Raw genomic sequence first — 13,604 nt, 5'->3', positions numbered from 1 at the left:
CCCCGCCCCCCCGCGGGGGGTGCCCGCGCGCGTCCCCGCCCCCAGGCCCCTCCGCGGGGCCCCAGCCGGTCCGCCGGCGCGCCGGGCCGGGGGGCCGCCGGACCGCCGGGCGGGGCGGCGGCGAGGCGGAGCCGTTGACGCATCCCCAGCGAGTAGGTGCCGATGCGCCGCGCCGCGGCATCCGTCAATCCGGTCATCGCCAGCACCGCGTCGACCCGACGGTCGCCGATGCCGTTGGTGGCCGCCAGCCCACGCAGGTGCGTCCGGCCGGTGCGGCCAGGATGCACCGCGGTCGCATCCAACAGCGCGCCCACCGTCGACATCGGTGCCTTCGAGTGGGAGAACGGTGCGCCGTCGATGAGCGCCGTGCCGGAGGTCGGCCGATCCAAGCCCAGGATCATGCGCATCGTGGTCGATTTGCCCGCGCCGTTGGGGCCGAGCAACCCTGTGACGCTGCCAGGAACCACCGTGAAACTGACATCGTCCACGGCGACGCGAGAACCGAAGTGTCGCGTCAGGCGAGCTACCTCTATCAACCTGGGCTCCTCCTCGGTCACGCTCAGCCTACGGTCCCCGCTGGGTCCGGCAGCGGTGACGGGCCCGATCAGTCCTCGGTCGTCTCGCGCGCGAACAGCAGGAGCTCAGGGAGGCTCGTGGCGAAGTAGTCCGTCTCCCCGCTGGCGTGGCGGGCCACGGGCGGAACGTGCTGGAGGCGCGCCTCGCCCAGGGTCGCGGGCGGGTCGGTCTGCGGCAGGCCGTTGGCCGCGAGCACCGCGTCCCATGCCGCGATCGCCTGGCCTTCGCCGCCCTCCCAGGGGTGGAAGGATCGCGTCAGCAGCACCTCGAGCGCCCGCTGCGCCTCGCCGGCGTCGACGAGCAGGTGCAGGTACTCGATCGTGAAGTCATCGCGAGAGAGCACGAGGGTCTCCACCGGCCGGAGCCGGCGCAGGCGCTCCGACGGGGACTGTCCGAGCCGGATCGCCAGCTGGTCCTGCTCGTACCGGAGGCGGGCATCGTCGGGCGCGGCCGTGACCCCTCGCTCATACAGATCCCAGGCGCGGGCGTCGTCGTGACCGATGTTGTAGGCGGCGAGCGCGGCATTGCGGAAGAGGACGGCGTCGACGCGTCCGAGCGCGATCGCCCGATCCCAGTGCGCGCGCGCCTCGGGGCGCCGCCCGTGCGCGTAGAGCAGCATCGCGATCAGCGAATGCGCCACGGCGTCATCCGGGTCCGCCGCGAGTGCCGCCTCGAGCGCGTCGAGCGCATCGAGCCCGAACGGGAAAGTTCGCGTCAGGTCGGAGTCCCGGGCGCGCTCGCGCTCCTCCTCAGCACGGGCGGTGTCGCCGCGTGTCTCGTGGAGCGCTGCGGCGATGTAGTGCGCGATCGGGCGGACATTCCCGGACCAGGCGGCCGCTGCCGTCGACGCCCACTCGAGAACCTGCAGCGCCTCGTCCAGCGCTCCGGCATTGCGCAGGTCCAACGCGACGTCGAGCAGCAGCCCGGCCTCGTCCGTCAGGGGTCGACCCGCGAGCGCCCTGGTGGTGGCGTCGAGGGGATCGGCCTCGAGCGCACGCAGCAGGACGGCTTCGGCATCCGTGTCCGCTCCGGAGCGGCGGAGCAGGATCGCGCGGAGGGCGACACGGCGTGCGTCGTGGCCGACCACCCCGTCGAGGGTGTCGAGGACGCGCAGTGCGGCGCGGTTCTGGCCCCGGTACGCCAGCGACTGGGCGAGGGCGAACCCTGCTGCCGCCGCCCAGGTGCCGTCCCAGCCGGCCTTGCTGAAGGCCTGCTCGGCCTCGGCGATCCGCCCGAGCCGGCGCAGCACCAGCCCCTGCAGGTAGAACGCCTCGGCATCCACCGGGTTCGCGTTGCGACGGGTGAGCCGCCTCAGCGCCGTCTCCACCCGCCCCAGAGCCGTGACGTAGTCTCCGGCGCGATAGTCCCGGTCCGCGAGCGCGAGGTTGATGCGGATATCACCGGGATCACGCTCGAGGCCGGCGTTCCAATACGCCAGCGGCGAGCGCGTCGGGTGACGGTACTGGCTGAGGTGAAGGCCCGTGAGGTAGAGCTCCTCGACGGAGTCGATCGCGTCGGGAGCGGGGGGCTCCTCGGCGACCCAGGGCTCTTCGTCGCCGACGACGGTCGGGCTCCACCGCACCAGGAGCTGTCCCGCCGATGTCAGCAGCTCGGCCGCGATCGCCTCTTGGCCGTCGTATCGCGCGTCGGTCTCGAGCCGCAAGGGCACGCCCGGGTCGATGTCGACGTTCTGCGAGGCGAGCACCTCGCCGTCGCGGACGATGCGCGCGAGCGCGCCTCGGTGCGATCGCGTCACCGCGAAGGACGCCGCCAACGTGCCGTCGCGGTCCACGTGCACCGCCGCGTCGGGCGTGGCCTGGTGCGCGGCGCCGATCGCGGGGATCGGATACCAGTACTGAGTGAAGACCTTGGTCTCGCCGGGGAGGAGCCAGCTGAAGTCCGGCTGGTTGTCGGTGTAGACGCCGGCCATGAGCTCGACGTAGGGGCCGTCGCCGTCGGTGAGCTGCGCGTCCCACGCCTGCCCGAGGGGCCCGGTCCCCCACGTCCACTGCTTCTTGCCGGGCGACAGCCGACGCTCGGCCCAGTGCACGAAACCGGCGCCGGCGGCGTGGTCGTACCCGCCGAAGAAGTCCTGGCCGGAGTCGACGATCATGTACGACGTCGGCACCGGGATGTTCTTGTACCAGTCGATGCGGTTCGCATCGGGGGCGGTCTGCGCGAGCGCCGGATAGTCGACGCCGTAGTACGGCCGGTCCGCCTCAGGAAAGGCGGTGAGCGCGCGGCGGGCATGATCGGCGACGTAGCGCACGTCCTCGGGGAAGAACGACTGGTAGTCGTCGTGGACCGCAGCCGCGACGTTCGCCCACCAGAGGAAGGTCTGACGCTCGTCTGTCCGGTTGTGCAGCCGGACGGCCAGCTCGACGACCGAGCTGCCCCCACGCAGCCGCACGCCGTGCTGCGCCGACATGCGGGCGAACGGATCGTGGTCGTGGCACCAGACCGTCACCGTGCCGTCGTCGTCGTACTCGATGGATGCCTCGACGGGAAGGTACGTCGCCGGCCGATGGTGCTGCGGCCAGTTGAACTCGACGCCCCCGCTGATCCACGGCCCTGCGAGCCCTACCAGGGCAGGCTTGATCACGTTGTTGCGATAGAAGAAGTCGTAGCCGTTGGTCTTGTCGTAGCCGATGTGGATGCGACCGCCCAGCTCCGGCAGCACGACGACGCGGACGTACTCGTTCTCGAGATGGATCGCATCCCAGTCGCGCAGCGTCGGCTCATCGGAGACGCTCTCGGTGAACGGCAGCGGATACACCTTGCCGCTCGATCCCTGATACACCCGGTGGTCGAGGAACATCGGGTAGCGGCTCGGCTCACCGGGCTCGTAAGTGCGGATGGTCAGCGGCTCACGCCAGGCGACGGCTTCTCCTCGCCCGAGCGCCGCCTCGAGGTGGGCGGGGAGATCGGGAAGCCGGAGCTTCTCATGGGGATCGTGCGACGTATCGAGAACCGGGCCTCTGTCCACGGTGTCGACGTCCGTCCGTTCAGCGGTCATCGCTGACCTCCTCGGGAGACTGCGGCGGAGTGCCGGGTGGGAATCTTTCGCGAACGTTGCGAGCGGATACGACGCTACGAGCCGTCCGCACGCGGAGGTATGGTGAGAATGAGGGACTTCATGGACGAAACACCGATCACCGGCGAACCGTTCTATCGCAAGGACGGCTTCGAGAACCAACGCCTCTGCGTCGTCCCCCGACCCCAGGTCGAGGCGGCTCTCGAGCGGGCGGGTACGCGGCGCATGACCGTCACGGATGCCGGACACTTCCCCGCTGCGAGAGGCCACCGGCGGACTCGCACGAACGGCGCGGCAGAGACGATCGTGATCCTGTGCGTCGCGGGTGCCGGCGTCGTGCGGATCGCCGGCACGGCGTATGCGCTCACGCCGGGCACCTGCATCACCATCCCGGCTCACCAGCCTCACGACTACCAGGCGTCGTTCGACGATCCATGGACGATCTGGTGGATGCATGTCCGGGGCACGGACGTCTCCGAGCTGACCGGGCCGCTGCTCGGCATCCCCCGCCCGCTCACCAGCCTGCGCGCGATCGACGGCGTCGCTGCGCTGTTCGACGAGCTCGTGAGCCTGCTCGAGCGACGTCACTCCCCCGCGCACCTGCTCGCGGCCTCGGGCGTGGCGTGGCAGCTGCTGACGCGGGTGGTCGCCGACAGCATCCTTCCGGTGGAGGGCTCGCCCATCGAACGAGCGATGCACTTCCTCGAGGCTCGCGTCGACAGCAACATCCAGGTGGGCGAGCTGGCCGCGATGGTGGGCATGTCGCCCTCCCACCTGAGCGCGCTGTTCCGCCGGGCGACCGGAAGCGGTCCCGCTGCGTTCCACACCTCGGTGAAGATGGCGCGCGCGCGCAGCCTGCTCGACACGACCACGGTGAGCGTCGGTGAGATCGCTTCGGCCGTCGGCTACGCCGACCCGCTGTACTTCTCCCGCCATTTCCGGCGGATGCACGGCGTCAGTCCGACCCAGTACCGGGCGCAGCACAAGGGGTGACCTGCGCTGCGCCCAGACACCGGCCGAGCGCCGCGACCAGGTCCTTGGGAAGCTCTCAGCGCGCGACCATGCGCATGCCCGACTCGTCGTAGCGGTCGCCGGCGACGCCGAGGCGCACGACCAGAGCGTTGAGGTCGGCGATGTCGTCGGCCGACAAGCCGACCGTCGTCGCGGCGGCGTTCTCGTCGACCCGCTCACGGCGGCGCGTGCCGGGGATGGGGACGATGTAGGGCCGCTGGGCGAGCAGCCAGGCGAGCGCGACCTGCGCCGAGGTGGCGCCGCGAGCGGCGGCGAGGGCGGCGACGTGGTCGATGAGGGCCTGGTTCGCTGCGAGGTTCTCGGCCTGGAACCTCGGGACGTGCGCCCGGATCTCGCCCGCCTCGAATTTCGCGTCCGGGGTGACGGTGCCGGTGAAGAAGCCTTTCCCGAGCGGGCTGAACGGCACGAACCCGATGCCGAGCTCGTCGCACACCGGCAGAACCTCGGTCTCGGGGTCGCGGGTCCACAGCGAGTACTCGCTTTGCACCGCGGTCACCGGGAACACCGCGTGTGCGCGGCGGATCGTCTGGGCGCCCGCCTCGGAGAGACCGAAGTGCTTCACCTTGCCCGCCGCGACCAGCTCGCCGACCGTGCCGGCGACGTCCTCGATGGGGACATCGGGGTCTACACGGTGCTGGTAGAACAGGTCGATGGCCTCGACGCCGAGGCGCTGGAGTGACGCGTCGGCGACGCGGCGGATCTGCTCCGGACGCGAGTCGGTGCCCAGCATCCGCCCCTCGACGATGTTCCAGCCGAACTTGGTCGCCACGACGACCTGGTCCCGGATCGGGGCGATCGCCTCGCCCACGAGTTCTTCGTTGACATACGGGCCGTACACTTCCGCGGTATCGATGAACGCGAGCCCCTGTTCGACGGCATACCGCAGCACGCCGATCATGTCGTCGCGGTCGCCGGGGTTCGGCCCGTACGACATCGACATCCCCATCGCGCCCAGTCCGATGGCCGAGACCTGAAGTCCCTGGCCGAGTTCTCTCGTGTGCATGATTCCTCCGGTTCTCGAACTGCCTCCATTCAACGCGCACGCGTGCTCCTCCGGCAGTGACAGGCGTGACCGGTACCGTCAGTACCCCCCTCGGGTCAGAAGACGGGCGTACGGTCGAGGACATGGATCACCGCAGCGAAGCGCGCGAGTTCCTCACCACCCGGCGCGCACGCATCACGCCCGACGTGGCGGGACTGCCCGCATTCGGCGGCAACCGGCGCGTGCCCGGGCTGCGTCGCGAAGAGGTCGCGCTGCTGTCGGGAATGAGCGTGGACTACTACACGCGCCTCGAGCGCGGCGACCTCTCCGGCGTGTCAGACACCGTCCTGCAGTCTCTCGCCCGGGCGCTGCAGCTGGACGACGCCGAGACCGCGCACCTGCACGACCTCGCCCGAGCCGCCAACGCGTCCCCCGTCGCCCGCAAGGCGCGCCAGACGACGACGACCGTGCGTCCCAGCATCCAGCGACTGCTCGACGCCATCACCGACGCGCCTGCGATCATCCGCGACAACTACTACGACTATGTGGCCGCCAACCGCCTGGGCCGTGCGCTCTACTCACCCGTGTTCGCGGAGCCCGCGCCCAACAGCGCCCGGTTCGCGTTCTTCAACCCCGCCGCGCACGACTTCTACCTCGACTGGGACAAGGTCACCCAGGAGTTCGTCGCCGCCATGCGGGGCGACGCCGGCCGCAACCCCTTCGACAAGCGACTCACCGACCTCGTGGGCGAACTGTCCACCCGATCCGAGACGTTCCGCACGCTGTGGGCCGCGCATGACGTCCGCTATCACCGCACCGGCGTCAAACGCCTCCACCACCCCGTCGTCGGCGACCTCGAACTCACCTACGAAGCCTTCGAGCTTCCCGCCGACCTGGGCCTGCAGCTGTCGACCTACACGGCCGAACCGGGCTCATCCTCCGAGGACGCGCTGAAGCTCCTCGCGACCTGGGCGGCCACCACCGACGCCCCCGCACCCCGGCACGAGACACTCCCCCAGCACGACTGACACCGCCCGGGCGTGCCAGGTCGAGGGAAGCTGCGACTGCGCGCTCGAGGTGCCTACGCGCCCCGCTCACCTGTATGGTTCGAACACCGGCTCGCTCGACGCCGCCGACGCCGCCCGAGGGAGGATGCGTGGAACGACGCAGCGCAGATGCGCTCCCGGCGGGTGTTGTGCGCTTGAAGCGGTCGGGCGTGATCGCTGAGGCGAATCGCTGGTTCAGGGAGTGGTACGGGACGAGCGCTGACGAGATGGTCGGCCGATCGGTTGACGAGCTTCTCGTCCCTGCACCGGGTGATCTGCTCCCGGCCGGCGCCGGGCCGGGACCGTGGATGATGGTCCACGCCCGCGATCGCGAACGGGCGGTCATGGTGAGTCGCCACCCACGCTCCGAAGGGGATTTCCTCGTCATCGAGGAGGCGTCGGAAAGGTTCCGTGCATTGACCGACCTGCGCCGGCGCTACGCGCTCGCAGACCGCACGCGTACTCGGCTCCAATTGGTGATGGACTCGTCCATCGCGTTCTCATCCGCGACCACCGAAGAGCGGCTCGCGGACATCCTCGCCGATACAACCGCCCGGGCCTATCGCGCCGAGACGTCGGCGGTCTACCTGGTAGAGCCCGACGGAACGTATGCGATCGCCGCCGGCACCGACGCCTTCGACGGTCGGATCGACCTCGGGCCGCTTCTCAGGTCCGTGAGCGCAGCACGCCGGGTTGAGAAGGTCCTCGACGCGGAAACCGGCGAGCGAATGGTCGCCGGGCTCGGACCCGCGATGACTGCGGCCGGTGTCCGCGCGTTCATCGCCGCGCCGCTGCACCATGAGGAGGCGGACTTCGGCGCGTTCGTCAGCTGGTTCCATCACGAACGCACATTCGACGACGAGGCGACGCCGCTGGCGGAGGCGTTGGCAGGGCAGGCCGCACAAGCGCTCGCCACGCTTCGACTGCAGGCCCAGCTCGCGCACGCCGCGAGCCATGACGAGGTGACCGGCCTCCCTAACCGGCGGCTCCTGGAGACCCAGATGGACCAGATCGTCGGCGCTTCGCGGTGCGCGGTGCTGTTCATCGACCTCGACGATTTCAAGGGTGTGAACGACCGACTCGGCCATCAGGCCGGCGACCGGATGCTGAGGGATGTCGCACAACGCCTCCTGTCCGGTGTGCGCGCAGGTGACCTCGTTGCCCGGTACGGCGGCGACGAGTTCGTCGTCGTCTGTGAGATCTCCGAGCAACCCGAAGCTCTCGCACTCAGCCAGCGGATCCTTGATCTGCTCCGCGGTGATCTGACGCGGCCGGCCACCCATCAGCGATTGAGCGCGAGTATCGGAGTAGCGATCGCCCCCGAGGGCAGCCAGTCGCCGGCCGAGCAGCTGATCCGCCGCGCAGACCTGGCGATGTATGGCGCAAAGGCCGCCGGCGGGAACAGGATCGCGCTCGCCGAGAACTAAGACCTCCGGCATCGAGCGCGCGAGCGCCGAGGGACGATGGTCCTCAGTGCGACTCGCGCGAGACCTTCGAGCCGCTCGACCCGACCAGGAAGTCGAGGTCGGCCCCGGTGTCGGCCTGCATGACGTGGTCGACGTAGAGGCGCTCCCAGCCGCGGCGGGGGTTCGCGAAGCCTTGCACGGTCGCGTCGTTCACACCCCGCGCGGCGAGCTCGTCGGCGGGGATTTCGACGTCGAGGCGACGGTTGCGGACGTCGAGGTCGATCCAGTCGCCCGTCTGCACCCGTCCCAGCGGCCCGCCGGCGGCCGCCTCGGGGGTCACATGCAGGATGACGGTTCCGTAGGCGGTGCCCGACATCCGTCCGTCGCAGATGCGCACCATGTCGCGCACGCCCTTCTCGAGCAGCTTCTTCGGCAGCGGCATGTTCGACACCTCCGGCATGCCCGGGTACCCCATGGGCCCGCAGCCGCGGAGGATCATCACCGAGTCCTCGTCGATGTCGAGCGTGGGGTCGTCGATGCGGGCATGGAAGTCCTCGATCGAGTCGAAGACCACCGCGCGGCCGCGGTGCTTCAGCAGGTGCGGGGACGCGGCCGCGGGCTTGATGATGGCGCCTCCCGGGGCCAGCGATCCGCGCAGGACGCTGATCCCCGCCGCGGGGAGCAGGGGCTGCGCGCGCGGCGTGATGACATCGGCATCCCAGATCTGCGCGTCGTCGAGGTAGTCCACGAGCGGGCGGCCGGTGATCGTGAGCGCCGTCGGGTCCAGCAGGTCCTTCACCTCGCGCAGCACGGCGAGGAACCCGCCGGCCCGGTACAGGTCGTCCATGAGGTAGCGGCCGGCGGGCTGCAGGTTCACCAGGAGCGGCACGTCTGCGCCGATCCGGTCGAAGTCGTCGATGGTCAGGTCGATGCCGAGACGGCCCGCGATGGCGAGCAGGTGCACCACCGCGTTCGTCGAGCCGCCGATCGCGGCGAGCGCGACGATCGCGTTGTGGAAGCTCGCCTTCGTGAGGAACGTCGAGGGGCGGCGGTCCTGTTCGACCAGCCGCACCGCGAGCCTCCCCGTCTCGTGCGAGGCCTCCAGCAGCCGGCTGTCAGGCGCCGGGGTGCCGGCGAGACCGGGGACGATCGTGCCGAGCGCCTCGGCGACGAGCGCCATGGTCGAGGCGGTCCCCATCGTGTTGCAGTGCCCCTTCGACCGGATCATCGACGACTCCGACCGGTTGAACAGCGCCTCGCTGAGCGTGCCCGCGCGCACCTCCTCGCTAAGGCGCCAGACATCCGTTCCGCAGCCGAGCGCCTCGCCGCGGAAGTGGCCGGTGAGCATGGGGCCGCCGGGGATCACGACGGCGGGAAGATCCACGGATGCCGCGGCCATGAGCAGCGCCGGGATCGTCTTGTCGCAGCCGCCCAGCAGCACCACGCCGTCGATCGGATTGGCACGGAGCATCTCCTCCGTCGCCATGGCCATCATGTTGCGCCACAGCATCGCCGTCGGGCGCACCTGCGTCTCGCCCAGGGACACCACGGGAAGGTTCAGAGGGATGCCGCCCGCCTCGTAGATGCCGTTCTTGACCGACTGCGCCACCTCGTCGAGGTGCGCGTTGCAGGGCGTGAGATCCGAGGCGGTGTTGGCGATGGCGATCTGCGGACGACCCCGGAATGCGGTGTCGGGAACTCCCCGCCGCATCCACGCGCGATGGATGTAGGCGTTCCTGTCGCCTGCCGAATACCACTCGGAGCTCCGGAGATGTGACGCCATCATCTACCAGCTTTCGGAAATCACGTCCGGGCTCGTCGCCGGCTCGAGTCGGCGGCGACCGTGCCACCTACTGAACCACCGGCACCGGCTCCGCGCCATGATCGCGCGAGTCGTCGGCGGTTGGCCCACCATCGACCACCCCAATCCCACCGCTGCAGTTATAGACTCGGTCGATACTCAAGGGCGATTTCCGGGAGCGGGTTCCGAGGACGACATGAACGCCGAAGCGCCGCTGTCGCGTCTCGACTTGAATCTGCTCGTGGCGCTCAACGCCCTCTTGAGCGAACGCAGTGTGAGCCGCGCAGCCGAGCGACTCCACCTCAGCCAACCGACTCTGAGCGCATCGCTCGCTCGACTTCGCACGCACTTCGGCGACCAGCTGCTCGCCCGCCGGGGCAACACCTACGACCTCACACCACTCGGCGCGCGGCTCGCCGAGCTCGTGCCGACCGTTCTGGAGGGCGCGCGTCGCGTCTTCGAGATCGAAGCGGACTGGAACCCGTCGGACTCGACGCGGGAGTTCTCGATCTACCTGTCGGACTACGGCATGGCCACGGTGGCTCCGGTCGTCGCCCGGCTGAGCCACGGTCTGGCTCCCGACATCCGCTTCCGATTCCTGCTGCACACCCCCACCATCGTCGACGACGCGGCTGAACGCCTGCGCTCCGTCGACGGCATCGTCCTCCCGCACGGCTTCCTGTCGGATCTGCCGTTCACCGATCTGTGGCGGGACGAGTGGGTGGTCGTCGCGTCAGGAGACCACCCCGCCGTCGGCCGCGGACTGTCCCTCGACGACCTCGCGAGCGCCAGCTGGGTCCTCACGTACCAGACCCGCACGGCGTTCACGTCCGCGAGCCGCCAGCTACAGCAGCTCGGGCTGGAGCCCCGCGTCGAAGTCGTCGTCGAGAGCTTCCTCGCGGTCCCCCAGTTCGTCATCGGCACCAGCAGGCTGGCCATGGTGCAGCGCGGTATCGCCCGGCTGATCGAGCGGTTCGATGGCGTCGCCTTGCTCGACCCGCCGTTCGAGGCGACTCCCCTGTCCAATGCGCTGTGGTGGCATCCCGCGTACCGGAACGATCCCGCCCACGCGTGGATGCGCGACATCTTCGTGCGCGCCGGTGGCATCTTGACGGAGCGATGAGGCCGGGAGTACAGACCGGCTCCGGTCCGCGTGCACGTCAGCGCTGCGTGCTGCGACGCTCGACCAGCGTCGGCACGAGCCGGACGGCCTCGTGCTCGTGGTCGGCGTCCTCGAGCTCTCGCATCAGCAACCGGATGCCGGTCGCTCCGAGCTCCTCGCCCGGCTGACTGATCGTCGACAACGGCACCGGGGCATCCCAGGCAGCCTGGTTGTTGTCGTACCCGATGACGCTCACGTCGTCGGGCAGGCTGATCCCGGGTGACTCGGCGAACGCCTGCAGAATGCCCGCCGCGAGCAGATCGGATGCCGCGACCACGCCGTCGATCTCACCCGCGGCGACGCGCGGGGCCAGAGTCCGACCGACGTTCCAGCCGTCGGCACGGTTGATCCACTCCGGCTGGACGGCATCGACGGGCGCGAGCCGGACCTCGGCGAGGGCGCGCAGGAAGCCGTCGCGGCGATCGGCGACGGGCTGCAACGAGCCCGGCCCGCCGACGAAGACCAGACGGCGGCGCCCCTGATCCAACAAGTGCTTCGTCGCCAGCTGCCCGCCGAACGCGTTGTCGATGAAGGCGCTGCAGAACTGCGCCGAGGTGTCGTGATAGTTCAGCATCACGAGCGGCGTGCGGCCGAGAGCGCGGGAGGCGATCGCGCGGAAGTGCTGGGCGTCGTTGAGCGTCAGCAACGACCCGAGGACCAGCGACTGCTCGAACACCGCGAGCGCTCGCCTCTCGCGTTCGAGCTCCCCTCCGCTGTTGGCGAGGATCACCGACGCGCCCAACTCGCCGGCGTGCGCCTCTGCGCCCTGCGCGATGTCGACGAAGAGCGAGTTGCCGAGATCGGAGAGCGCGAGGCCGACGGTGCGACTGCCGCCTGCAGCCAGCGACCGCGCCGCACCGTTCGGCACGTAGCGGAGTACGGAGATCGCCCGCTGCACCTTCTCCTGAGTCGATGGTGAAACCCGCTCGGGATGGTTCAGCACGTTCGACACCGTCGAGGGGGACACACCGGCGAACGCCGCGACGTCGTCGATCCCCACGGCATCGGCGGGCCGCCGCCTCATGGTCGTCGAGATCACCCCACGATCCTACGCACAGGATTGCAGCGCTTCAGAACGAGGGCGAAGCCGGTATCGAATCGGTCGATAACCGCTATCGAAGATGCCATGCCGTGCTGGCTTTGCCGCCATCAACGCCCCTCCTACTGTCGATTGCAGCGCTTCAATTGAGGCCGCATTCAAGGAGGAACTGTGACCACAGCACGTACCAAGGCGAGCCGCCTCGCCTTCTTCGGCGCCGCGATCGGCGTCACGACTCTCGCACTCACCTCGTGTGCGGGTGGCGGCAGCGGCGAGGCAGCCGCTCCCAGCGAGTTCTCGTACCTCTCGTTCGCAGAGAACACCAGCATCCAGGACACCCTCACCACGCTCAGCGAAGACAGCTGCGCTGACGAGAACGACGCTCTCCCCTTGAAGGTCAGCACCCAGCCGCAGGCGAGCTACGACCAGCAGCTCCAGCTCCTCGCAGGTCAGAACGCACTCCCGTCGGTGTTCGCCAGCGGCAATTCGCCTCAGGTCGCTAAGGACCTGCAGACGGGCGACAAGCTCGTCGACATCGCCGCCGAGCTCGACGAGCTGGGCGCCGCCGACGACATCCTGCCGGCCGCTCGCTCCACGATCGAGGCGCTCTACGGCGGCGAGGTGTTCGTGCTGCCGACGGAGCTGAACGTCGAGGGCATCTGGTACAACAAGGCGCTCTTCGCCGAGCTCGGCATCGAGGAGCCCACGACGTGGGACGAGCTCACCGGGGCCGCCGCGACGCTCAACGACGCCGGCGTGATCCCGTTCTCGGCTGACGGTCAGGACGGGTGGCCGCTGACGCGCCTCGTCGGCAACTACCTGTACCGCTCGCTCGGCCCCGACGCGCTGCAGAAGGTCGCCGACGGCGACGCGGAGCTCACCGACCCGGAGTACGTCGAAGCTGCCGCCGCCGTGGCAGAGCTCGGTGCAGCCGGCTACTTCGGCCCCTCGGTCGGATCGATCGACTACATGACGGCCGTCAACCAGTTCCTCACGGGGCAGGCGGGCATGTTCTACATGGGCAGCTGGATCCTCGCCAACTTCAACGACGAGGCCCAGAACCAGATCGGCGCAGAGAACATCGGCTTCATGCCGTTCCCCGAGGTCGAGGGCGGCGCCGGCAGCAGCGACCAGCTCGCCGCGAATGTCGGCGTGCCGCTGGCGATGTCGCAGGCGACGTTCGACGACGACACCGCAGCATGGCTGGGATGCATCGCCGAGAACTTCGGCTCCGAGTCCCTCGGGTCGCAGGGCGTCATCACCGGCTTCGCGACGAACACGCCCGTCGATGGCCTGCCGCCGCTGACCGAGATGATCCAGGAGAAGATCGCGGCCACCGAGCAGAGCGTGCTGTGGTTCGAGGCGCTGTTCGACGCCAAGGCCGCAACGACGAGCCAGTCGAACGCGTCTCAGCTCGTCACGGGTGCGATCACCCCTGAGGAGTTCATGGGCCTCGTCCAGGCCGACCTCAAGTAGCAGCATCCCCGCTGTGGCCGGGCGAGACCTCGCCCGGCCACAGTCATCAC

General features: G+C 69.6%; 10 protein-coding genes. 5 read left to right on the top strand and 5 right to left on the bottom strand.

The genetic code is table 11. The features are described from left to right. Both B1729_RS17155 and B1729_RS17150 read right to left on the bottom strand, forming a co-directional pair. Window positions 1-488 (bottom strand): ATP-binding cassette domain-containing protein (locus B1729_RS17155; protein WP_345770827.1); only part of this gene is annotated, 488 nt, incomplete at its 3' end. Between the two features lie 116 nt (window positions 489-604). After that, window positions 605-3,592 (bottom strand): DUF5107 domain-containing protein, encoded by a 2,988-nt coding sequence (locus B1729_RS17150; RefSeq protein ID WP_163633995.1) that lies wholly within the window; start codon window positions 3,590-3,592, stop codon window positions 605-607. Between the two features lie 120 nt (window positions 3,593-3,712). On the opposite strand from B1729_RS17150, the gene B1729_RS17145 reads away from it, so the two are divergent. Beyond that, window positions 3,713-4,603 (top strand): AraC family transcriptional regulator, encoded by an 891-nt coding sequence (locus B1729_RS17145; RefSeq protein ID WP_163633993.1) that lies wholly within the window; start codon window positions 3,713-3,715, stop codon window positions 4,601-4,603. Window positions 4,604-4,658: 55 nt separating this feature from the next. Here B1729_RS17145 and B1729_RS17140 read toward each other — a convergent pair whose 3' ends face one another. After that, window positions 4,659-5,645: an aldo/keto reductase gene (locus tag B1729_RS17140; RefSeq protein WP_163633991.1), complete on the bottom strand. Its 987-nt coding sequence runs from the start codon at window positions 5,643-5,645 to the stop codon at window positions 4,659-4,661. A 122-nt stretch (window positions 5,646-5,767) separates the two neighbouring features. Between B1729_RS17140 and B1729_RS17135 the strand changes: the two genes are divergently transcribed. After that, complete coding sequence (locus B1729_RS17135) at window positions 5,768-6,652, top strand: helix-turn-helix transcriptional regulator (RefSeq protein WP_163633989.1); 885 nt, start codon at window positions 5,768-5,770, stop codon at window positions 6,650-6,652. A 188-nt stretch (window positions 6,653-6,840) separates the two neighbouring features. Next, the gene (locus B1729_RS17130) at window positions 6,841-8,097 is read left to right on the top strand and encodes a GGDEF domain-containing protein (RefSeq protein ID WP_163633987.1); all 1,257 of its coding nucleotides are present in this window, start codon (window positions 6,841-6,843) and stop codon (window positions 8,095-8,097) included. Between the two features lie 43 nt (window positions 8,098-8,140). Here B1729_RS17130 and B1729_RS17125 read toward each other — a convergent pair whose 3' ends face one another. Then, window positions 8,141-9,859, bottom strand: a complete 1,719-nt coding sequence (locus tag B1729_RS17125; protein WP_163633985.1) for an IlvD/Edd family dehydratase — start codon at window positions 9,857-9,859, stop codon at window positions 8,141-8,143. Window positions 9,860-10,073: 214 nt separating this feature from the next. On the opposite strand from B1729_RS17125, the gene B1729_RS17120 reads away from it, so the two are divergent. Next, complete coding sequence (locus B1729_RS17120; RefSeq protein WP_163633983.1) at window positions 10,074-11,000, top strand: LysR family transcriptional regulator; 927 nt, start codon at window positions 10,074-10,076, stop codon at window positions 10,998-11,000. A gap of 37 nt (window positions 11,001-11,037) precedes the next feature. Here B1729_RS17120 and B1729_RS17115 read toward each other — a convergent pair whose 3' ends face one another. Further along, window positions 11,038-12,078 (bottom strand): LacI family DNA-binding transcriptional regulator, encoded by a 1,041-nt coding sequence (locus tag B1729_RS17115; protein WP_239539697.1) that lies wholly within the window; start codon window positions 12,076-12,078, stop codon window positions 11,038-11,040. A gap of 171 nt (window positions 12,079-12,249) precedes the next feature. On the opposite strand from B1729_RS17115, the gene B1729_RS17110 reads away from it, so the two are divergent. Continuing rightward, complete coding sequence (locus B1729_RS17110; RefSeq protein ID WP_163633981.1) at window positions 12,250-13,554, top strand: extracellular solute-binding protein; 1,305 nt, start codon at window positions 12,250-12,252, stop codon at window positions 13,552-13,554. The last annotated feature ends 50 nt before the right edge of the window (window positions 13,555-13,604 follow it).

Source organism: Microbacterium sp. B35-04 (genome assembly GCF_010634885.1).
Lineage (GTDB): Bacteria > Actinomycetota > Actinomycetes > Actinomycetales > Microbacteriaceae > Microbacterium.
Note: the sequence above shows the minus strand (reverse complement) of the source record. Positions and strands in the feature narration are given on the sequence as shown.

Coding starts and splice junctions, on each gene's coding strand:
- B1729_RS17150 (WP_163633995.1), bottom strand. CDS start 3,592: ATGACCGCTGAACGGACGGACGTCGACACCGTGGACAGAGGCCCGGTT.
- B1729_RS17145 (WP_163633993.1), top strand. CDS start 3,713: ATGGACGAAACACCGATCACCGGCGAACCGTTCTATCGCAAGGACGGC.
- B1729_RS17140 (WP_163633991.1), bottom strand. CDS start 5,645: ATGCACACGAGAGAACTCGGCCAGGGACTTCAGGTCTCGGCCATCGGA.
- B1729_RS17135 (WP_163633989.1), top strand. CDS start 5,768: ATGGATCACCGCAGCGAAGCGCGCGAGTTCCTCACCACCCGGCGCGCA.
- B1729_RS17125 (WP_163633985.1), bottom strand. CDS start 9,859: ATGGCGTCACATCTCCGGAGCTCCGAGTGGTATTCGGCAGGCGACAGG.
- B1729_RS17120 (WP_163633983.1), top strand. CDS start 10,074: ATGAACGCCGAAGCGCCGCTGTCGCGTCTCGACTTGAATCTGCTCGTG.